At 52.8% G+C, this 21,746-nt stretch carries 21 protein-coding genes; 10 read left to right on the forward strand and 11 right to left on the reverse strand.

The genetic code is table 11. From position 1 onward, the window contains the following. Positions 1-154: 154 nt before the first annotated feature. Positions 155-1,072 (reverse strand): LysR family transcriptional regulator, encoded by a 918-nt coding sequence (locus CX650_RS00785; protein ID WP_101094750.1) that lies wholly within the window; start codon positions 1,070-1,072, stop codon positions 155-157. Between the two features lie 177 nt (positions 1,073-1,249). On the opposite strand from CX650_RS00785, the gene CX650_RS00790 reads away from it, so the two are divergent. Further along, positions 1,250-3,226 carry a ligand-gated channel protein gene (locus tag CX650_RS00790; protein ID WP_101094751.1) on the forward strand — a complete coding sequence of 659 codons (1,977 nt, stop codon included), beginning with the start codon at positions 1,250-1,252 and terminating at the stop codon, positions 3,224-3,226. Between the two features lie 174 nt (positions 3,227-3,400). Next, positions 3,401-4,927, forward strand: a complete 1,527-nt coding sequence (locus CX650_RS00795) for a tetratricopeptide repeat protein (RefSeq protein WP_101094752.1) — start codon at positions 3,401-3,403, stop codon at positions 4,925-4,927. A gap of 96 nt (positions 4,928-5,023) precedes the next feature. On the opposite strand, the gene CX650_RS00800 is transcribed toward CX650_RS00795, so the two are convergent. Then, complete coding sequence (locus tag CX650_RS00800; protein WP_200888005.1) at positions 5,024-5,368, reverse strand: hypothetical protein; 345 nt, start codon at positions 5,366-5,368, stop codon at positions 5,024-5,026. A 314-nt stretch (positions 5,369-5,682) separates the two neighbouring features. Here CX650_RS00800 and CX650_RS20510 point away from each other — a divergent pair, with 314 nt between their 5' ends. Then, entirely contained in the window at positions 5,683-6,225 is a 543-nt protein-coding gene (locus CX650_RS20510; RefSeq protein ID WP_101094753.1) for a type II secretion system protein, read from the forward strand. Here the strand turns inward: CX650_RS20510 and CX650_RS00810 are convergent. Beyond that, a complete protein-coding gene (locus CX650_RS00810) occupies positions 6,222-7,091 on the reverse strand; it encodes an AraC family transcriptional regulator (RefSeq protein ID WP_101094754.1) in 870 nt (289 codons plus the stop codon). The genes CX650_RS20510 and CX650_RS00810 overlap by 4 nt on opposite strands. Before the next feature lie 192 nt (positions 7,092-7,283). On the opposite strand from CX650_RS00810, the gene CX650_RS00815 reads away from it, so the two are divergent. Further along, positions 7,284-8,441: an iron-containing alcohol dehydrogenase gene (locus tag CX650_RS00815; protein WP_101094755.1), complete on the forward strand. Its 1,158-nt coding sequence runs from the start codon at positions 7,284-7,286 to the stop codon at positions 8,439-8,441. A 210-nt stretch (positions 8,442-8,651) separates the two neighbouring features. On the opposite strand, the gene rpoH is transcribed toward CX650_RS00815, so the two are convergent. The 4 genes from rpoH to ftsY form a co-directional block, all read right to left on the reverse strand. Further along, positions 8,652-9,509, reverse strand: coding sequence for an RNA polymerase sigma factor RpoH (gene rpoH / locus CX650_RS00820; protein ID WP_028780766.1), 858 nt, complete (start codon positions 9,507-9,509; stop codon positions 8,652-8,654). 171 nt (positions 9,510-9,680) lie between these two features. Then, the gene (ftsX, locus tag CX650_RS00825; RefSeq protein ID WP_101094756.1) at positions 9,681-10,646 is read right to left on the reverse strand and encodes a permease-like cell division protein FtsX; all 966 of its coding nucleotides are present in this window, start codon (positions 10,644-10,646) and stop codon (positions 9,681-9,683) included. Positions 10,647-10,649: 3 nt separating this feature from the next. Then, a complete protein-coding gene (ftsE, locus tag CX650_RS00830) occupies positions 10,650-11,342 on the reverse strand; it encodes a cell division ATP-binding protein FtsE (protein ID WP_025012145.1) in 693 nt (230 codons plus the stop codon). Between the two features lie 3 nt (positions 11,343-11,345). Next, a complete protein-coding gene (gene ftsY / locus CX650_RS00835) occupies positions 11,346-13,190 on the reverse strand; it encodes a signal recognition particle-docking protein FtsY (protein WP_101094757.1) in 1,845 nt (614 codons plus the stop codon). Positions 13,191-13,415: 225 nt separating this feature from the next. Between ftsY and rsmD the strand changes: the two genes are divergently transcribed. Together rsmD and CX650_RS00845 are read left to right on the forward strand one after the other, a co-directional pair. Next, positions 13,416-14,003, forward strand: a complete 588-nt coding sequence (gene rsmD, locus CX650_RS00840) for a 16S rRNA (guanine(966)-N(2))-methyltransferase RsmD (protein WP_101094758.1) — start codon at positions 13,416-13,418, stop codon at positions 14,001-14,003. Then, positions 14,000-14,302, forward strand: a complete 303-nt coding sequence (locus CX650_RS00845) for a DUF1145 domain-containing protein (protein ID WP_039035739.1) — start codon at positions 14,000-14,002, stop codon at positions 14,300-14,302. The genes rsmD and CX650_RS00845 overlap by 4 nt, the downstream gene beginning before the upstream one ends. Here the strand turns inward: CX650_RS00845 and CX650_RS00850 are convergent. Genes CX650_RS00850 through CX650_RS00860 form a run of 3 tightly spaced genes read right to left on the reverse strand, consistent with a single transcriptional unit; the run spans position 14,293 to position 15,881 of the window. After that, positions 14,293-14,775: a hypothetical protein gene (locus tag CX650_RS00850; RefSeq protein ID WP_157822974.1), complete on the reverse strand. Its 483-nt coding sequence runs from the start codon at positions 14,773-14,775 to the stop codon at positions 14,293-14,295. The genes CX650_RS00845 and CX650_RS00850 overlap by 10 nt on opposite strands. Positions 14,776-14,822: 47 nt before the next feature. Then, complete coding sequence (locus tag CX650_RS00855) at positions 14,823-15,158, reverse strand: DUF4870 domain-containing protein (protein ID WP_039035737.1); 336 nt, start codon at positions 15,156-15,158, stop codon at positions 14,823-14,825. An 18-nt stretch (positions 15,159-15,176) separates the two neighbouring features. Beyond that, on the reverse strand, positions 15,177-15,881 hold the full coding sequence (locus CX650_RS00860; protein ID WP_101094760.1) for an MOSC domain-containing protein: 705 nt from the start codon (positions 15,879-15,881) through the stop codon (positions 15,177-15,179). Between the two features lie 147 nt (positions 15,882-16,028). Between CX650_RS00860 and CX650_RS00865 the strand changes: the two genes are divergently transcribed. The 3 genes from CX650_RS00865 to CX650_RS00875 all read left to right on the forward strand — a co-directional run bounded on the left by CX650_RS00865 (position 16,029) and on the right by CX650_RS00875 (position 19,246). Beyond that, positions 16,029-16,817, forward strand: a complete 789-nt coding sequence (locus CX650_RS00865; RefSeq protein WP_101094761.1) for a MipA/OmpV family protein — start codon at positions 16,029-16,031, stop codon at positions 16,815-16,817. A gap of 426 nt (positions 16,818-17,243) precedes the next feature. Beyond that, positions 17,244-17,939 carry a response regulator gene (locus CX650_RS00870; RefSeq protein ID WP_101094762.1) on the forward strand — a complete coding sequence of 232 codons (696 nt, stop codon included), beginning with the start codon at positions 17,244-17,246 and terminating at the stop codon, positions 17,937-17,939. Further along, positions 17,939-19,246: an ATP-binding protein gene (locus tag CX650_RS00875; protein ID WP_101094763.1), complete on the forward strand. Its 1,308-nt coding sequence runs from the start codon at positions 17,939-17,941 to the stop codon at positions 19,244-19,246. The genes CX650_RS00870 and CX650_RS00875 overlap by 1 nt, the downstream gene beginning before the upstream one ends. A 210-nt stretch (positions 19,247-19,456) precedes the next feature. Here CX650_RS00875 and CX650_RS00880 read toward each other — a convergent pair whose 3' ends face one another. Continuing rightward, a complete protein-coding gene (locus CX650_RS00880) occupies positions 19,457-20,665 on the reverse strand; it encodes a multidrug effflux MFS transporter (protein WP_101094764.1) in 1,209 nt (402 codons plus the stop codon). Positions 20,666-20,778: 113 nt separating this feature from the next. Between CX650_RS00880 and CX650_RS00885 the strand changes: the two genes are divergently transcribed. Next, entirely contained in the window at positions 20,779-21,738 is a 960-nt protein-coding gene (locus CX650_RS00885) for a LysR family transcriptional regulator (protein WP_101094765.1), read from the forward strand. Positions 21,739-21,746 lie beyond the last annotated feature (8 nt).

A 21,746-nucleotide genomic window follows, 5' to 3' on the forward strand; every position in this document is an offset into this window, starting at 1 on the left:
AATAGTTAAGGAAGAAACATGCTCATTGTCACATCAAAATCCAGCCCAGGTCTAAGCATCAACACTTAAGTGACAAGCACAGCTTGGTGTTACTGATACAAAAAAGTTTCATCCGTGAGCGGATTTGGTGACCAAACACACGATATCTCAAGGTTTAAAAATCTGGCCGAGGTCCATGTGCGGTGAAACATGCGCCCAGAGCCGCTATCGCCTCACGAATTTTAGGAGCTTGCCCCTCACGCCCAGCGGTCAAGGCATAGACGCTGTACCCCGGCAGTTGCCAGTCAGGCAACAAAGTTAACAGTAAACCCTGCTGCAAAAACTGCCGCACTTCAGGCTCCGGCAAGGCCGCATAACCCAAACCATCCAGAGTAAAGCGGATCAGACTCTGCATATTGTTGACGGCCAGGCGCCCTGGCGCCAGAGACAGCTGCTCACCACTGACGGTATGACTCAACATACTGTCTTGCACCATACTCCCCTTATGACACAGACGCTCCCAGTCCTGCAGTTCACCGGGATAGCTTGGCATTGAGTTCCCTCGCCGACGCAGAAAGTCCGGTGCCACGCACAAGAGCATCTGCCAATCGGCCAGATGATGCGCCACCAGCGCCGAATCGGCCAAAGGTCCGATACAAATGGCCAGATCTATGCCACTCCCCACCAGATCCACAGTTTCATCCTGCAGCTGCAGCGACAATTGAATGCCGGGATGCGCTTCCAACAGACGCCTTAGCGGCTCACTGAGAAGCCCTCCACCAAAGCCCACAGGGGCGGCTATCCGCAACTCACCGGCCGGACCGTCCTTCAAACGACTCAACTGTAGTTCTGTCTCATCGGCAAGAGCAATCATCTGCACGCAGCTCTGGTAAAAGAGTTTGCCAGCCTCGGTAGGCGTCAACGCCCTGGTGCTGCGGTTAAGTAGCCCAAGCCCAAGTTGCTGCTCCAGCTTGAATATCTGCTGGCTAACGGCAGATGTACTCATGCATAACTGCCTGGCGGCGGCATTCATGGTGCCCTTCTCAACTGTAGTGGCAAATACCAGCATCGCCTTGACCATCTGCCTATTCATCTTTCAGCCCCATTAAACAGCAAAAAATCTCAGTTTCGGCAGTCGCTATAAAGCAATCCTTAACTGTGTTTTCAGAAAAATGCGCTTGAGAGGATTGTATCATCGGCGTAAATTCTCGCCATTGAAAATCATTCTCATTTACATAGTTTGCATTTATCATTCAGGAGTCCAAAACCTATGCCTTTATGTCGAATCAGCCCACTGGCCAGCGCCATTGCCGCACTCTTACTCATACCTGCGGCTCAGGCCGATGAAGCGCCCCAAGACATGGAAGTCATAGTGGTCACAGCCTCCGGCTACGAGCAACAACTCAAGGATGCTCCCGCCTCTATCAGCGTGCTTACCCGAGAACAGCTGGATAGCCGTTTCTACCGCGATATTACCGATGCCATGCTGGATGTGCCCGGCGTCGTGGTTACCGGCGGCAGCGATCGCCGTGACATTAGCCTAAGGGGTATGGGAAGCCAATACACACTGATCCTGGTGGACGGCATGCGCCAATCATCCCGGGAGACTCGTACCAATAGCGATGGTCCGGGAGTCGAAGGCGCCTGGACTCCGCCATTGTCGGCAATAGATAGAATCGAAGTGGTGCGCGGCCCTATGTCATCCCTGTATGGTTCTGATGCCATAGGCGGGGTGATCAATATCATCACCCGCAAGGTTCCGGAAAACTGGCAAGGCGAACTCAGGCTGGACAGCACAGTTCAGGAACGCAGCGAATCCGGCAATATCTATCAGGGTAACTTCTTTGTCAGCGGGGCCCTGATCCCGGACTGGCTAGGTCTACAACTCTATGGACAATACACCAAGCGAGAAGAAGACCAGATCACCGGCGGTTACCGCGGCCGAGATGCCAACAATCTCAGCGCCCGTTTCTCGCTGACTCCGAGTGACGACCACGACATCATCTTGGAGGTCAGCAGTGCCATTCAAGAATTGGACAGCACTCTTGGCAAAACAGTCGCCCCTCTCGCTCCCGGCAAACCCTGCGGCCGTTTTGGCTGCCCGGCGTCCTCCACCACAGAATATGAAAGCCGCAAGTATTCCTTGGCACACACGGGCCGCTGGGAAATAGGTACGAGTAACACCTGGGTCAAATATGAAGAGTTTGAAAACAAAAGCCGGGCAATGACCATCAAAAACACTGATGCCCAGACCAGTCTGATCACCGGCTTTGGAGATAGTCATACCACCACCTTTGGAGCTGCCTTCAATTACCAGGATCTCAGTGATAAAACAGGTAATCAGGTAGGTGACCGTAGCGACATCAGCAGACGCCAATGGTCGGTATTTGCCGAAAACGAATGGCGCATGAGCGACACCTTTGCCCTGACGGCCGGTTTACGCATGGATGATGACGAAAACTTTGGCGAGCACTTCAGCCCCCGTATCTATGGAGTCTGGAACCTGACTGACAGCACAACGCTCAAAGGTGGTGTTTCCACCGGCTTCAGGGCGCCAAGCCTGAGACAAACAGTGCCGGATTGGGGCCAGGTCAGCCGCGGTGGCAATATGTACGGTAACCCGGATCTAAAACCCGAGACCTCAATCAACTACGAGCTGGGGCTGCACACCGGCTTCGGCGAGAATATCACCACGGCCATGACAGTCTTCTATAACGAGTTTGAAGACAAAATTACCCGAGTACCCTGCCCCGAGAGTCAGTGTACCGATGGTCCGAACCGGTTTGGCTCGGATCCCACCACTTATGTGAATGTGGATGAGGCGGTAACCCAAGGGTTCGAGTTGGATTTCAGCTATGACATCAATGATGACATCCAACTTTCGGCCAACTACACCTACACAGACTCAGAGCAAAAAACGGGTCGCTATCAGGGCAGCCCCCTGAATAAACTGCCCAAGCACTTGCTGCAAACCTCCCTTAACTGGCAAATCAACGACAGTTGGGGCAGTTGGGCCAGGGTGCACTACCGAGGTGAAGAAAGCCAGCCAACTACGGGCCCCTCTTCATCAACTCTGGTAGCCCCCTCTTACACACTGCTGGATATAGGTGCCAACCTGCAACTGATGGAAAACCTCAAACTCAGCGCCGGTATCTATAATCTACTGGACAAAGAGATTACCCAGGAAGAATACGGCTATATCGAAGACGGCCGTCGCTATTGGATGGGAATGACCTGGAGTTTCTAACGAAGGAAATCTTATGCCGTTTTTATAAGCCGGAACAGTTCTGGGATAGACTGGCGCCATTCAACTCTCTCACTCCAAAGACCGCGCGCTGCCGCGGTCTTTTATTAGCTGTTGCAAAAACATCATGACAGCGTTTACTGTGTCCACGCCAACTTCCCAAGGTTAAGGAAAACAATGAAACTGATACTGATCATTATCGCGTTTGTGGCCTTCTTTATTGCCCTGAAAAAGTGGCAACGAGCCCAGGCGGTAAAAAGTGGCGACCCGGATGCCATGGCCAATGAAGGCTTGAGACTGATTGGCAGAAATAGCGTCGATGAAGGCATAGCGCTGCTGGAACAGGCCGCCAATAAAGATCATCCCGCCGCCGCCCAAATGCTCTATGAGTTCTATACCCGTCCCGAGCTGGAGATGGTCCCCAATGATGCCGACAAGGCGATGCACTGGGCCGCTAAGGCCTCGTCATTGGACAATGAATTTGCCAAGCTCCATGACCTGATGCTGGAGCTGAACCAACACCCTGCTTTTGGTGACAATATTCAGCTGCTGGAGCAAAACTTACTCCCCAGAGCCGAAGCCGGTGATATTGAGAGCCAAAGCCAACTGGGACGGGTCTATGCCCGTAACCCGATACTCGATAAAGATGGCAGCAAGGCGATAAAATGGCTCGAGTTGGCCGCTGCCAAAGATGATCCCGAGGCCTGCTTTCATCTGGGAAAATTACTGCAGGAACCCAGACAAGGTGAAGCCGATATGCAGCAAGCGAGATTCTGGCTCACCAAGGGGCACCAGCTCGGTGAAACGGCCAGCGGCGGTCATCTGGCGGAAATGATGTTGCAAGGCCAAGGTGGCCCGGTGGATAAACGCCAGGCCGAACGACTCTTGATTGAGCAGGCAAAAGACAGCAGTTACTCGCAACTGACATTAGGGCAGCGCTACCTGAACGGTGACCAATTACCCCAAGATCTGCACAAGGCCAGAGAATGGTTGGAAAAGGCCGCAGCCGATGAAGAAAACAGCGTGGCTGCCACTATTTGGGCCGGCTTCCTACTCGAACACTCCCACGACAGTCAGGATCATCTGCGTGCCAAGGCAATACTTGAACCCCTGGCGCAAGCTTGGGATCTGGGTGCCCACTTTCAGCTCGGCAAACTCTATCAACAAGGGCTGGGCATCAATCGCCAACTGCCGCTGGCACTGATGCATTTCGAGTTTGCCGCCATGGCTGAAGAAGCCGAGTATATCGCCGCCAAAGAGACTCTGACGGCGCGTCTGAGCCAATCGGAAAAGCAGCAAGCCCAAGCTCTCAAACAGGAATATTTGACCCTGCACCCCATAGATAACCTGGCCCAGGCCAGATTGGACCTGCTCAAGGGCCAAGCTCTACTGTATGCGGATGAGCAAGAATACCAGGAGCTGCAACAAGCGCTGCACTGGCTGGAAAAGGCCGCCTTCGGCGGAGAAACTCTGGCCTATGAAGAGCTGTATGAAACCTGCCTCAAGCTGGATAAACGGGTAGATGCCGCCGTATGGCTGTATCTGGAACTGGCAGAACATAACCAGTTTGGTTTTCAGGGGAATCTAGTGCTGCAGCAACAGGAACTGCTGCAAAGCTTTACCGAGGCCGAAACTGCCTGGTATGAGCAGCGTCTCGAAGAGATTCAGGCGCAACTGCCGCAAAACAACCCCGCGGCCGCTTAAAGCCTGTTTATATGTTAAACCTTGAAGATACAGACCCAGGCCAAGGCTTGGGTCTGTTGTTTCTGAGAAGATTGGCAAAATCGCTAACCCAAAGGTTCAACCTTTATTCTTGATGGTCCAGTAGGCCGCGTTGACACCATCTTCACGAAATTCAATATCCACCGGGTACTCACGCTCACAACCTTCTACTATCCAGCGTTCATGCCAGTAGCGCTCACCGACTTCGCCTTTGGGCATCGCCAGCACAAAGGCAAAAAACTGCTCCGGCACCTCGCAGCCGCGGCGAGCCACTTCGGCGGCCACGCCCGGCATAGCATCCTTGAGCAGAGTTTCATTAGCTAAAGTGCCTTGCTGAACTATCTCCTCAGAGAAGTATTCCCCTCCGGCAGCGGCTACCGGCAGTGACACCAGCAAGCCACACAAGATCCCAATCCATTTCATCTGCTTTCCTCCCTGATAGTTTCAGTATCAATATTAGCCCGTCATCCCGCCACAGGCTCAACCAGCCTAGTAGAAGATGGGTCTGCTTTAGGTCGCCGGAGTGTGAACAAAGCTGTAGTTTCATGTAAAACAATGCCTTAAGCTTTAATGTCTTTGGATTTATGCACCGAGGCTAAATAACGTTAAGGAATCCATAACAGCGGCCTTCCCTATCCGCTACTACTCTCAGCTTGCCAGACCTCAGAGGCTTGGCTAGACTGCCGCATCGGCGACGATTGTTGGCAATATCTCTATTCTATAAACCGGGCGATGTAATGAAAGCAAAGCAGTATCAGGGCTTTACCCTAATTGAACTTGTAGTGGTGATTATTATCCTCGGGATCCTGGCAGTAGTGGCCGCGCCCAAGTTTCTCAATCTGCGCGACGACGCCACAGAGCAAGTGTTCAGGGGCCAGTATGCCGCCTTTGAATCTGCGGTGAAACTCTATCACAGTGGCTATTTGGCCAAGGGAGAACAGGGCGCCATCGACAATCTGGCCAGCTTTGGTGATGGCAGTGTTGATTCCAGTGTCAACGGCTGGCCCTATGCCACCGCTGGCAAAGACACCCATATTTTCGACGCCTGCGAACAGTTGTGGCATGGCCTCACAGATACCGACCTCAGCATAGCCTATGTAGAAGATGCCAATCTGCCTACAACCACTGTCGACGTGGCCTATACCTATAAACAAACGCCCAATACCTGTATCTACCGCTCAGTGTATTTTATCCAGCAAAATGAAGAGACACTGATCATGGAATATCTGCCGGATACTGGTGAAGTCTCGGTTCGCAAAACCTTTTGGAGTCAGCCTTAAAGCCTGGCTGTTTCCCCCGGACTCTGATCGAAGTAACGCTTGAACTCCCGGCTGAATTGAGCCGGGCTTTCATAGCCCACTTCCAGTGCCACTTCCTTCACCTTGAGGCGCTGTCTTTGCAGTAGCTCTTTGGCCTTATTAAGGCGGATCTTCTTCAAGTACTGAATGGGCGATGAGGCCGTAACCTCCTTGAAACAGCGATGAAATGCCGAGGGACTCATGTTAACCAACTCGGCCAACTGCTCTACCTCCACACTTTCACGATAGTTCTGATGCAGATATTTGAGCGCCTTCTCTACCCGGGATAAACGGGTATGACTGAGCGCCAGCGCATATAAAGGCGCCGCATTGTCGGAAGCCAATACCCGAAACAGCAACTCTTGCACCATGGCCTTACCCAAGACCTCGGCTTCCAACGGCGACTGCAGAGCCAGCAGCAAACGCTCGACACAGCAGAGCATGTCTTCACTGTTGGCGGCAACAAAGAAGCCGCTCTGACGAGCATCATCGAGATCCTTGGGCACCTTATGGTGTTGATCCATCATGCGGATCAACTGGTTCAGTTGCTGCAGATCTATATCCACCATGAGTACCAATACCGGTTCTTCCTCGGAAGCAAAGGTTTCACACTCCACCGGCATAGGTACTGTCATCACCAAGGTGTTCTGCGGATCATAGTCATAGATCTTATCTTCGAGATAGACACGTTTACGCCCCTGGCCGACTATCATGATCCCTTGGGAATAACACATGGGGCCACGGCTGCCATAGGCCGAACTGCGAAACAGATGCACCCCTGGCAGGCTGGTGCTGTTGACCCCTTCATCCACCGCCAGGGCCGCCATTAAGGCTGCAATATCACTCATAACACTCTCCAATCATCAGGGTTTGGATACTAGCACCATCACAGAAAAAAGCATCAAAATAGCCAAATTCAAGCCACTATCAACCAAACTAGGCAGGAATAGGCATAAATGTTCCAGCAATGTGTATTTCAATCCAAGCTGAGAGGACTAAGATGGCAACCATAGTTTTCGGCTGTAGAAGAGAGAAATATCATGCTCAATTTCGACTATCGCAACCCTACCCACATAGTATTTGGTAAAGACAGACTGGCAGAATTGGATCAACTGATACCGGCCAATGCCAGAGTGCTGGTGACTTACGGCGGTGGCAGTGTCAAACGCTTCGGCACCCTGGACAAGGTCATAACCGCGCTGGGCGACCGCGTTGTGTTTGAATTCGGTGGCATTGAAGCCAACCCCAAATATGACACCCTGGCCAGGGCTGCCGAACTGGCGCGGCGCGAATCCATCGACTTTCTGTTGGCCGTTGGTGGCGGTTCAGTGATGGACGGCACCAAGTTTATTGCCCTGGCGGCAAAATTCGATGGCGACAGCAGCAGCTTGCTGCATCACGGTTTCAACCCGGTTCCTGTCACAGAGGTACTGCCTGTCGCTACAGTGGCGACACTGCCGGCTACAGGCTCAGAAATGAATGCTTTTGCAGTGGTCAGCCATCAGGGTGGCAAGTTTCCCGTGACTCATCCGCAGAGTTTCCCGGTATTCTCTGTGCTGGATCCCAGCCTGACCTTCAGTTTGCCGAAGATCCAGGTCGCCAACGGCGTAGTCGACTCTTTCGTGCACGTGGTCGAGCAATACGTCACCTTCCCCGTGGATGCCAGAGTTCAGGACAGAATGGCCGAGGGCATACTGAAGACCCTGATTGAAGTAGGCCCTGTCACTGTGGCCGAGCCGGAGAACTATGATGCCCGCGCCAACCTGGTGTGGAGTGCCACCTCGGCGCTCAACGGCATGATAGGCAGCGGCGTACCGGCAGACTGGACCACTCATATGATAGGCCACGAGCTGACCGCCATGTTCGGCATAGATCATGCGCAAACGCTGGCCGTAGTCCTGCCCTCTGTATGGCGGGTGCGCAAGGAACAGAAACGCGCCAAGCTGCTGCAATATGCCGAGCGGGTTTGGGATATCACTTCGGGTGATGAAGACAGCCGTATCGAGCAAGCTATTGCAGCCACTCAGGCCTTCTTTGAACAGGTTGGCCTCAAGACTCGCCTGCGCGACTATGATGTGCCGCAAGAGCGTATCGCCGACGTTGTTGCCGCACTGGAAGCTCACGGCATGACTGCCTTGTCTGAAACCGGCGATCTTGGTCTGGACAGCAGCCGTGAAATCCTTGAGCTTGCCTGGTAATTCGACCGACCGATAAGACTGAACTTTGAGTCAGTGAATTAACCCACTCAGCTAAATCAAAAATCAGCAAAAGGTGCGAGAAATACCGAGGTTATCCAGGTACAAAACGTCTGGATAATACTTTAAACGCCCGTCAAGAAAGCAGAATGCCGTTCACTTGGGGTGAACGGCATTCATTAGCAATCAAAACAACACACTAAATAAGTTATGTTATACGTCCATACAAGCCTTAAGCTTGTTCATGGCGTTTTTCTCCAACTGGCGGATCCGCTCGGCAGACACCTGATAGGTATCGGCCAATTCCTGCAGTGTGGTCTTTTCATCGTCCAACCAACGGGCCCGCAGAATATGCTGGCTGCGCTCATCCAAGGTCTTGATGGCAGACAACAGCTTGTTCTGGGCGTTGGATTCCCAGTTGTCATTTTCTACCTGGGCGGCCAAGTCGGAAGAATGATCTTCCAGATAAAGCGCCGGGGCAAAGTCATGATCATCATCGTGATCATTGGTCAGGTCGAAGGCCGGATCCTGCGCCGCCATACGCGACTCCATCTCGGTCACATCCTGTTTGGATACACCAAGATTCTCCGCCACCATAGTGACCTCTTCATCGCTGAACCAACCCAGACGTTTCTTGGCCTTACGCAGGTTGAAGAATAACTTACGCTGTGCCTTGGTGGTGGCGACTTTGACTATGCGCCAGTTCTTCAGCACATATTCATGAATTTCAGCCTTGATCCAGTGCACGGCAAAAGACACCAAACGCACACCCACATCAGGGTCGAAACGCTTGACCGCCTTCATCAGGCCTATGTTGCCTTCCTGGATCAGGTCTGCCTGTGGCAGACCATAACCCGCATAGCCGCGGGCAATATGCACCACAAAACGTAAGTGCGACATAATCAGTTGCTTAGCCGCCTGCAGATCACCGGTTTCCTGCAAACGCTTCGCCAGCTCATACTCCTGCTCGGCGTCCAGCATGGTCATGCTGTTTACCGAATGGATATAGGCCTCGAGACTGCTGCTCCCCTGGGGAACCATCAGTGCCATTGATTGCGTTTGATCAGTCATTCACGCTCCTGTTTCTTACTGCTTTGATGCTCATTTCGGGTCGAAAAAAACGCTGATGAGCCGATGCACTATCGGTCAATTGACATATATTGTCAACGCCGTATCCAACATCCGGGATTATTTTTACCCCGAAAATAGGACAATGCAAGTGAAGATAAGTTCATTTTTACCTCAATGAGGCTCTATGGCTCGCAGGTGTTGACGCACCGACAGGAAAGACCCCAACCAACCTAAAAATGAGGCCAGTGCCATCATTTGCAGCAGCTCAACAAAGGTCAGAGACTGCATCTCGAGTTGGCTGCCATATAGGCCCAAAAGCGAGGCCAGCGCCCCATCCAGATACCAGACCAAGAGGTTGATTATCACCCAGGCGAGCATGCCGCCGATAACACCATACCAGATGCCGGTATAGAGAAATGGCCGCTGAATAAAGGCTTCGGTGGCCCCGACCAGCTTCATGACCTCAATTTCACTGCGCCGATTCATGATAGCCAGGCGAATAGTGTTGCCTATGACCAGCACCACTGCCAGGATAAGCAGCGCCGCCAACGCCAGCACGGTACGTTCCAGCAAGCGCACCAGCGCCTGTAAGCGCTCCAGCCACTCGATATCCAGACGGCCAAAGCTCACTTCAGGCTCACGCTCCAGCTTAGTCAAAAGCTCTCTGGCGCCTGCGGGGCTGGAATACTTTTCAGTGGGGATCACGCTGATCACCGCCGGCAAAGGGTTGCTTTCCAGATAGGAAAGCGCCTCGCCGAAACCTGACAGCTGTTGAAACTCCGCCAGTGCCTCGTCACGATTGATATAGTCGACCGTGTCGATTTCCGGGTAGACCTTAATCCGCGCCAGCAGGCTCTGAATACTCTGCTCTGAGCGGTTCCCCTCAATAAACAAGGAGATCTGTGCCGCACTGTTCCAGGATTGGGTAATGGTTTCGGCATTTTTTACCAGCACCTGCAAGGCGGCCGGCAAACTCAGACTGACGCCCAGTACAGCCATGGTCATCAGCGATGAGATAGGGTTACGCCACAACTCACCCATGCTGGCCATGGCATGCTGTATATGGCGGATAAAAAACATCACTATCCGGCCGGAAAGCGGGAGTTTACTGCGGGTCAATGAAGGCTGGGCAGACATAGCTTATTCCTTAGCGCTCATGGGGCTGGTCCCCAGTTCTTCACCACCTATCATCCGTCCCTGCTTCAGGGTCAGGGTGCGGTACTTCATTCTGGCGATAAGACCGAGATCATGGGTGGCAATCAACACGCTGGTGCCCGCATCATTGAAGGTTTCAAACAGCCTGAGAATATCCATGGACAGCTTGGGGTCCAGGTTACCCGTAGGCTCATCGGCCAACAATAGAGGGGGTTTGTTGACTATCGCCCTGGCAATGCCTACCCGCTGCTGCTCACCGCCCGAAAGCATGATGGGATTATGGCGCTCTTTACCATAGAGCCCCACCATATCCAGAGCACCGGCGACCCGCTTGCGGATCTCCCCCAGGGTAAAACCTTCGATAACCAAGGGCAGCGCCACATTGTCAAACACGCTGCGGTCCATCAATAGATGGTGGCTTTGGAAGATCATCCCGATATCGCGGCGCAGATAAGGCACATGGCCGCGCTTGATACCGGCGATATCATGACCGTTGATCCATACCCGGCCGGCACTGGCGCGCTCGATAACAGTGATCAATTTGAGCAAGGTACTCTTACCGGCTCCGGAATGTCCGGTAAGAAAGGCCATTTCGCCCCGCTGAAGATGAAAACTCACATCAGACAGTGCCTTTTGGCCCCCGGCGTAAATTTTGCTGACCTGCTCAAATCGAATCATATATCAGTTATCCGCCTTCTCCTGACTGAACAGGGCTTCGATAAAGTCTTTGGCATTGAAGGTACGCAGATCGTCTATCTGCTCTCCCACGCCTATGTAACGAATAGGAATACCAAATTTATCGGCAATGGCAAAGATAACTCCGCCTTTGGCTGTGCCATCCAGCTTACTGATACTGATACCGGTAACCCCGACCGCTTCCTGGAACAGTTGCGCCTGACTGATGGCATTCTGGCCCGTACAGGCATCCAGGGTCAGCATCACTTCATGGGGAGCGTCCGGATCCAGTTTCTTCATCACCCGAACCACTTTCTTCAGCTCGTCCATCAGATGGCTCTTGTTCTGCAAGCGACCTGCGGTATCGGCAATCAACACATCAACATTTCTGGCCTTGGCAGCCTGCAGGGCATCAAACAACACAGAAGCGCTATCAGCACCTGTATGCTGGGCAATCACAGGAATATCATTGCGCTGGCCCCAAACCTGCAACTGCTCAACTGCAGCGGCGCGGAAAGTATCACCGGCAGCCAGCATGACAGACTTGCCTTCGCGCTGATACTGTTTGGCCAACTTGCCTATCGTAGTAGTCTTGCCAACGCCGTTGACACCCACCATTAAAATAACGAAAGGCCCGGCAGCATTGTCCGGCACCAGAGGCGCACTCACAGGCTCCAGCGTCGCCAGCATCTCCTGCTGCAGCAATTCATATAAGGCTTCGGCATCCTTGAGCTGCTTGCGTGAAGCATGATCTGTCAGGCTGGAGATCAACCGACTGGTGGTTTCTACCCCAACGTCGGCAATAAGCAGTTGCTCTTCCAGCTCTTCAAACAGGTCATCATCAATCTTTTTACCACGAAACAGGCCGATAAAACCGCTACCGATATTTTCGCTGGTGCGCATCAGCCCCCGCTTGAGGCGGGCAAAGAAGCCCTCTTTAGCAGGTTTTGCCTGTGGCTCAGGTTGAGCTTGTTCCTCGGCAACCTGTTCAGCTTGTGCTTTTTCAGCGGCCAAACGTTCAGCTTCTGCCTGCTCGGCCTGGGCCTTTTCAGCGGCCAGACGCTCAGCTTCGGCTTGCTCTGCCTGGGCCTTTTCAGCGGCAATACGCTCGGCTTCTGCCTGCTCGGCTTGGGCCTTTTCAGCCGCCAGACGTTCGGCTTCGGCCTGCTCGGCCTGGGCCTTTTCAGCGGCCAGACGCTCGGCTTCTGCCTGCTCGGCCTGGGCCTTTTCAGCCGCCAGACGCTCAGCTTCGGCCTGCTCGGCCTGGGCCTTTTCAGCCGCCAGACGCTCGGCTTCGGCCTGCTCGGCCTGGGCCTTTTCAGCCGCCAGACGTTCGGCTTCGGCTTGTTCGGCCTGCGCTTTTTCAACCGCAATACGCTCGGCTTCGGCCTGCTCTGCCTGTGCCTTTTCAGCAGCAATACGCTCGGCTTCTGCCTGTTCTGCCTGCGCTTTTTCAGCCGCCAGACGCTCGGCTTCGGCTTGTTCGGCCTGCGCTTTTTCAACCGCAATACGCTCGGCTTCGGCTTGCTCGGCTTGCGCTTTTTCAGCAGCCAGACGCTCAGCTTCGGCTTGTTCGGCCTGGGCTTTTTCAGCGGCCAGACGCTCGGCTTCTGCCTGCTCGGCCTGAGCCTTTTCAACCGCAATACGCTCGGCTTCTGCCTGCTCGGCCTGCGCTTTTTCAGCCGCCAGACGCTCAGCTTCGGCTTGTTCGGCCTGGGCTTTTTCAGCAGCTAAACGTTCGGCCTCTGCCGCGGCTTCTGCAGCCTGTTGTTCGGCGAGTTTGGCCGCCTGTTCGGCTTCGTCGTTGCGTTTGTCTTTACGAAACCAGGAAAAAAAACCTTTCTTTGCCATCAGTGCTACCAGTGCTCAACATCGTGGGGGATCTTCAGGAGCCGGGCTCCCGCTTGAGGTCGCAACTATTTCCCTGGAGCAGCGGGGCCTGTTACTGGCATTCCCGAGCGATAAAGGGCTTTAGCTTCATCTCACCTTTTCGGCTGAGTTTGTTATAAAATAGCGACGCTTTTAAGGTGGCATAGTCTACCACTTTCTTTCTTCAGGCAAAATCACGGGGGCAAGATGGCCAAAAATAGACCGGGCAGCGGTCAGGTTCGTATTATCGCAGGCCAATGGCGCTCGAGAAAATTACCCATCCAGGATCTGGAAGGCCTGAGGCCAACCACAGACAGGGTGCGGGAAACCCTTTTTAACTGGCTGGCAGGTGAACTCAGTGGCAGCTCGGTATTGGACTGTTTCGGTGGCAGTGGCGCTCTGGCATTGGAAGCCCTGTCCCGCTATGCCGCTTTTGCCAGAGTCTATGAACTGCAAAAAACTGCGGCTCAGCAACTGCAGCAGAATCTGCAAACCCTAAAATGCGATAGTGCCGAGGTCATTAACGGCGATGTATTGGCCGGTTTGGCGCGCCCTGCCGATCGCCGTTTCGATATCGTGTTTATCGATCCCCCTTTTCGCAAGGGGCTGGCCGAGCAAACCCTAACCCTGCTGGCCCGGCATCAATGGCTCAACCCAGGCGCCCTTATCTATCTCGAAGTGGAATCTGAATTGCAGCAGTTGCCGATACCGGCTGACTGGGAGGCATTGAAAGAGAAGCAGGCCGGCCAGGTCAGCTACCGCCTGTATCGCGTCCCGGAAGGAGCAGAGTCATGAAAGCCGTATTAGTGTTGGGAAAACTGGCGACCCTATTAGCCTGGGTGTTGATGTTTTTCAACCTGTTCAGCCCGTTTGAAGGCAATATCGGCGTGATACTCACCATACTTCTCGGGGTAACCGCCATGATGCATGGGCTGCAGGTGCTGATATTCCACACGATATTTTGTCAGTTGTTGCCGCTCAAGGCTAAAGACTATCTCAACGCCTTTCTATTCGGGGTGTTTGCCTTGCTGGATTACCGCCAGCGAGCGCTGAGTAAACTAGCTACAGAAACCTCGGCAAATAATCAGGATTGAGGCGGCAAAGGCGCCTCTTTACCCTTGGTCAATATTTCCAGAATTTGCTGCAAATGCTGGCTAAGGGCTTCAGCCTCGGCTGCCGCAAATCTTTGCTTGAGGGATGCATCAAGTTGAGTCGCCAGCTCAGCCTTCACAGCAGAGAGAGCCGGTTGGTTCTCTTCAACCTGTAACTTGGCAACGCTGAGAGCCAACAACTTGAGCTCAGGCAACAACTCTATTTGCTTCAATGGTGCCAATAAACCTGGGTCGTCATCACTGAGTTGTTGATCCAAAGTCACCAGCAGTTGGTCGACCCGCGCCAAAGTCTGCTCCCCACGCTGATACAGAGGGGTTATGGCAACCTCATTGGCAAAATCAGTGAGTTGATAAAGCGTCACGCTCAGAGTCAGCACGATTAAGAACAGCGGCAGTGACAACCCGAACACCAGACCGACCCAAAAGTTATTGATACCGGATAAAAAGGCTCGCATTGCTCCTCCGCTGTCGGCAACAAGGCCATCCAATGGATGGCCCGGGTTCACAGGAATTTGATTGCCAAGGGATACTTATATTCCACGCCTTCACTGGCCTTGACCGCTGCGACTATGGTCACCACCACATCAAAAATTGCCAGCACGGCCACCAGCACCAAACCTATGCCAACAAAGATCAGGATCAGGCTGATGATGGTGTAAATGATCATACTGATTTTGAAGTTCAGGCAATTACGGCCGCAAACATCGACAAATTCAAACTCTTCCCGTTTCATCAACCAAACGATCAACGGCCCCAAGATAGTGCCCAAAGGGATCAGGTAACCGGCAAAACTCGCCAGGTGCACCAACATTCCCATGTCTCTTTCCTGCTTTTCCATGTTGTTTCCTAACTTTTTTCAGTTCAAAGCCAAACTATCCGGGCCATAGAGGCGCATCTGCCAGTCTTCTATGCTGCCCCGCTCCAGTCGGCGCTGCAAGCTGCCTACCCAGCTGGCCGCCAAACCTTCACAGCTGAGCAGCCTGTCATAGGCGGCCGCATCAAATTCGGGGCGAAAATACAGCGTCATCGCCTCGGCAACACTGATATCGGTACGCCTTTGTTTCAATATCAGAGCATCCTGACAGCTTATGATGCCAGGCTTAAGCACCCGATAGAACCAACCTGACATACCCGTTTGCTGCATGGCAAGGGCAAAGTCCCGCTGGCCATATTGGTGATTGAGCTTAAAGCAGGGGGAACGCGGTTGGGTGACCTGCAGCTCAACTTCGCCAAAGCTGAGGATATCGCCGATATGAATATCCGCCTCGGTCAAGCCAACACTGCTGATGTTTTCTCCCATGGCCGGTGCATCCTGCCCCGCGGTTATCAGCCCCATGCGCCGGTAATGGCCATAGTGCTCGCGAGGAAAATGATGCAGCACCCTATCCGGGCCACCATGATGTTTGGGATCCGCCTGGGCATCACCCGCAACCCTGTCGCCAAAGACCTCCAGTGTCGCCATCCGAGACTTGTTATCTATCCCGCTTGCCAGCTTGTCCCTGAATGTCAGTTTATCACCGGCATACAGCCCAGAAATCTTGTCAATCAAACACTTGGTCACGTTACGTCTCCCTTAGAGTGCCAAAGCCAAATCATACTCCAAGCTTACGGGACAGATCACGGACATTTCCATACAAAGCGACGCTATTGTATGGCCGTGGCGCCGAGGACAATGCCTGGGATTTCTTATATATTCAGGAGAAGTAGTATGAAAGCATTCAGATTCAGCGCCCTGGCCCTCGCTGGGGCTGCAGTAAGCAGTGCCGCCTTGGCAGATAACACTGACGTTTATATCCGTAATGGCCAGATTTACAGCCATGAAAACAGTTTCTTTGTCTCTGCCGGTGCCTATCAGGGCAGCGAACTCTATCAAGGCGTCGATTCCAAGCTGCGTCCCTTTGGCAACCTGGGTTATAACGGCAAGGACTTCAACGCCTCACTGGCCAATATCAACTACCGCTTCTTCGGTAATGATAAAGATTTGTTCAACCTGAGTGTGTATCTGGGTAGTCCTGGTATTGCCTTGAAAGACTCAGACGCTGCAGCGCTTGGCGGCATCAATGAACGTAAGCTGAGTGGCGATCTGGGTATCAATCTGGATACCCAACTGGGATTCGGTACTCTGTCCACCTCGGTACAACATGACGTAACCAACAGATACAACGGCTTTATCGGCCAGGTCCGTTACGCCGTACCACTAAACCTGGGCTGGGGCACTGTCGTTCCCTACGCCGGCGTCAGCTACTTGAGCCGTGATTTTACCCAATACTACTTCGGAGTCAGCAAGGCTGAAGCCAATAAGCAGCATAAGGACTACCAACCGGGCAAAGCCTTCACCTATAACGCAGGTTACAAGCTGATTGTGCCTCTGAGTGAACATCTCGAACTCAGCCAAAGCAGCAACTTCAACTACCTGGATTCCGCCATTGCCGATTCGCCGATTGTCGATGGCAAACAGCAGTGGAACGCCAACCTGGCACTGACTTATTACTTTTGAATTTGAGATCATTGGATGAAATCGCTTAAAAACCTCTTGATTACCATAGGCTTATCTATAGTAGTCAGTGGCTGTGCGACCCATTATGACACCCAGAAATTTTCCTGGGATCTCGACAAAGACTTTACGAGAACTCAGGTGGACTCAAATACTTGGTGGAATAACTACGTTAACAACCATAACGACAAATACATAATGGCGGCACTCTGTCAGAAACACCGCTACTCCCAGTACTGCAAAGGTTAATTTATAGCGACCTATAACTTGGATTTTGGGCTGGTTATATTTTCAATACTGTCAACCGCATTACTGGATGTTCGTGGGTAAAGGGGTGACCAAGTCCCCCTTTATGCCAATTGAGCTGTCACTTATGTAACCGGAGTGATAATTTTGCTTTATCTAAACCCGCATGCTTACCGGCAGGAAATGGCAAACACTCGCATAACACTCGTGGAAGACGATAATAAGATCAGTGACCTTCTGACAGATTATCTCAGGAACCAACATTTCGATGTTGAACGAATAGATGAAGGCAGTCGCGCAGGACAACTTATCCTCGAACGTCAACCTGAACTGGTGATCCTGGATCTTATGTTGCCGGGGAGTGATGGTCTGAGTATTTGCCGTGAAATCCGCGCCCAATACCAAGGCAAGATACTGATCCTGACCGCCAGTGAGGACGACATGGATCAAGTGGCCGCACTGGAGATGGGCGCCGATGATTTTGTCAGTAAACCAATCCAACCCAGGGTACTCCTGGCCAGGATCCGCATGTTGCTAAGACGTCAGGAAAATGTGCCAACGGAAAGCAATCGCGAACGCCAGTTCGGAGAACTCTACCTGGATAATGCCCGCAAGTTTTGCGCCATCAGTCAGCTAGAAGTCAACCTCACCACTGCCGAATTTGACCTGCTATGGCTGCTGAGCTCACATCCGGATGAAATACTGTCGCGGGAGTATCTGGTCAAGGAAACCCGCGGCATAGAGTACGACGGAATAGACCGCAGCATAGATAACAAGGTAGTGATTTTAAGGAAGAAATTAGGTGACAACCCCAGCTTGCCGCGCAAGATAATCACGGTAAGAGGCAAGGGTTATCTATTTGTACCGGATAGGTGGTAATGAAACGGCTGTTTATCTTCTCCTACCTGGTGCTGGTGTTTCTGTTTTTCACCTGCTTCATTTTTGTCTTTCAACTGGACTTCTTTTCCTCCGATGAGTGGGAAGCCGACTATCAGGATCGCTCCTATATGTCTCTGAGCCAGTTGTTATCGGATATCTCGACGGCCGAGGGCGTTGCCAGTGCCGAGGCCTCGCTTGAACAGGTGCTCGGCAACCTGCACAAACAGCTGAGGGTCATCTCGCTGGACTCGGATGAGCTGTCGGCTGACGAAAAACAGCGCCTGAGAGAAAACCAGCGTTATATCAAAGATGTGGAAGAGGATATCTCCTACATCATGTTCCAGGGCTCAGACAAGGTGTATGCCATCAGCCGCGATGAGTCCGCGCCCTTCTGGCAGGAATACTACTTCAAAGAATCCATTGCTTTCTGGGTATTGTTTCCAGTACTGGCTTTTATCAACTTTGTGCTGCTCTACCTATTAGCCCGGCGCCTACGCCGCTTGGAGCGGGTCCACAGCGCCTTTGCCAATGGTGATTTCAAAGTTAGAGCCAAAACAGGTGTGTGGCACAAAGTGGGGCACCTGAACCAATCCTTCAATCAAATGGCTGACAAGATAGCCAAACTCATCGATAGCAACAAACAACTCACCAATGCCGTAGCCCACGAAGTGCGTACACCTATATTCAGGATCCGTTGCAATCTGGATATGCTGGACGATTCAGGCGTTCGCCCGGAGCAAATGCCCTATCTGGAAGGCATACATCAGGATCTGGATGAACTCGGCACCATGGTGGACGAATTGTTGCATTACGCCAAGATGGAGCGACGCCAGGCGCCATTACAATTGAGCTACCAATCATTGGATACCGCACTGCGGGAGTTGATCGCCCATCTGCAGTTTGAAACCGACATCGCCCTTGAACTCACCACGGCAGAACCACTAACGGCCATGATAGACCTGCGCCTCTGGCACAGGGCCGTCAGTAATATCATCCGCAACGGCTACCGTTATGCCCACCAAAAAGTCAGCATAAGAATTAGCGGCGACACAGATAGGATCTGGCTGCATATTGCCAACGATGGCCCAGGGATCCGGGATGAAGACAAGCAGCGCATTTTTGATCCCTTTGTTCGCATCGACAAATCACGGGATCGCGGCAGCGGCGGTCACGGCTTGGGACTGACCATCAGCGCCCAAATCATTCGCCAGCACGGTGGAGACATTGCCATCAGCGACAACCAAGACGGTGGCCCAAGCTTCGATATCTGGTTACCTAAACCGACAACAAGCTGCCAAAACAGATAAAAAAAGCCCCGTTAAGAAACGGGGCACCAGCAAATCAGTGGGGAATCAGCGAGTGAATCACCGCGCCATAAAGAAGACTCGCAATCGAGACTAAACCCATCACATGACAAGCTTGTGACTCTAATAAGACATTGGTATGAAAATAAAAAATGCCCGCGGCAGCGGTCAACTGCAACGGGCCAAGGGTGAAACCTTAATTGAAACTAAAGCTTAGTGATGCGCACACTGTTGCTCCTGATGCCAGGCATTAAAACGGCTCTGGGCCATGACCAGCAGCAGCACCATAGACAGGCTGCCCATCACCAAAGTCACTGCAAATGGCGCACTGAGGTCAGTTTGCTGCACCAAACCGGCCAGCAAAGAAGCGCCACTCATCTGAATGAAACCAAGCAAGGCCGCCGCAGTACCGGCGCGCTCGCCAAAGGCCGCCAACGCCATACTGGTTGCAGGCCCCAGCAGAAAGGCAAAGCCGACACACAGCAACATCATGGGCAACATAAAGCTCATGGCGGCAGCCATACCTTGCTGAGGACCATAGATCTGCAGCACAGGTTGTATCGCGGCAGAAGCCAGCAACAACCAGAGCGAAAACACAACGGTCGTGCGATTTCCAAGGCGTTTGGTGACCACTGGCGCGGCAAAACAGGCAATAATATTCACCAAGGCATTGAGGCCAAACAGGCCACTGAATGCCAGTTCTGACATACCCAGATGTTCAATCAGCCACACAGGAGCGTAAGACACATAGCTCAATATTGAGGCCATACCCGCCATGCAGCAGAAGGCATAAAACAGGAAGTGGCGTTCAGCCAATACAGGCTGATAGCGGCCCCAACGGTACAGCGGCCCACTGCTGACGGTATTCTGCGGCCGGGTTTCTGGAAAACGCAGGCTCACCAGCAGCAGGATCACCAAGCCGTAAACAGCCATCAGTCCAAAGGTAGAGCGCCAACCGAATTGCATCGCCATCACGCCGCCAAGCGTTGGTGCCAATGCTGGGATGACGCAAATCGCACCGTTGAGATAGCTGTAGATGCGGGTACTTTCAGCCGGTGTATAACAGTCACGCACCGCGCTAAATACCACAATAGAGGTTGAGCAGGCCGCCAACCCCTGCAATACCCTGGCAATCTGTAGCCATTCGAACTCCATGGCAACCACAGCCAACAGTGCACTGAGCACATAGAGAGCAATCCCCCCCAATGCCACAGGCCTACGGCCAAATCTGTCTGCCAAGGGGCCTATGAGGATCTGCCCCACCCCCATGGCGAACAGAAAAAGCACCAGAGTCGACTGGACTTCGCCGGCACTGACGCCATATTCAATCGCCATAGTCGGCAAAGAGGGCAAGTAGATATCGATAGCCAGCGGGCTTAACAGCACCATGGCCATCAGCATAGGCAGGAGGTTTTTTGCCATAGGTTGTCGTTCAATCCTGAGTGAAAACTGAGATGGGGCACATTCTAATGAACTGGTGGTATGAAAAGAAATGATATAATCTCACAACATAATTTCCTCTGAGGAATATCAGGGTGAATCTGGATAACCTGGCCCGTATCGACCTCAACCTCTTGGTCATGTTGCAGGTGCTGCTGGAAGAGCGCAGCGTGACCCGCGCCGCCAATCGACTGCACCTGAGTCAATCTGCATTGAGCAAGAGCCTCAACCGCCTGCGCGAAATGTTGGGCGATCCTCTGTTTCAGCGCACCGCCCACGGCCTCAAACCAACGGCTCACGCCGAACAGTTAGCGCAACATCTGCCTATCGCCTTACAGAGTCTGCATCAACTGACCCAACCTCCCGTGTTTACCCCGGCCAGCAGCAACCGGCAGTTTTCCCTCACCATGGTAGAAAGCGCCTATGAAACCCTGCTGCCCAGTTTTATCGGTCGCTTGCTCAGCAACGCCCCCAATGTCAGACTCGACTCCTACGTCTGGACCGAAAAATCGATGCAGGCACTGCAACAGGGGCAGATAGATTTGGGAATTTCGGGAAGGGATCTGCAGCCCAGCTCCAGTTTTCACTTCAGCCAGTTGCCGGAAGGGATCCTGTATCAAACTCTGTTTCAGGATCATCAAGTGTGTCTGGTGCGTGAAGGACACCCGGCGCTGCAAGCTCAAAAGAACAAGGTCTGGGATCTGGCGGCCTACCTGGCGCTACCCCATGTACAGGTGCGTTGCGAGGGTAATGATTGGTGGGCGCTGGATTATTTTCTGGCGGACCTCGGTCATCATCGCCGCCTCAGTGCCACAGTGCCCGACTTCTACGGTGCTGCCAGTATTTGCGCTCACAGTGACTTGGTATTTACCCTACCCTCCAGTTTTGCACTGCACGCCTGCAAGCTTTACTCGCTGCAGCAATTGCCACTGCCGATAGACTTTATGCCCATGGCTTATGTGCTGCTCTGGCATGAGCGCAATAACGACGATCCTGGCCACCGCTGGATGCGGCAGCTGATAGGTGACAGCATGAGCAGTAAAAAGACCGCCTGAGCAGCGGT

This window comes from Shewanella indica, assembly GCF_002836975.1.
Classification (GTDB): domain Bacteria; phylum Pseudomonadota; class Gammaproteobacteria; order Enterobacterales; family Shewanellaceae; genus Shewanella; species Shewanella indica.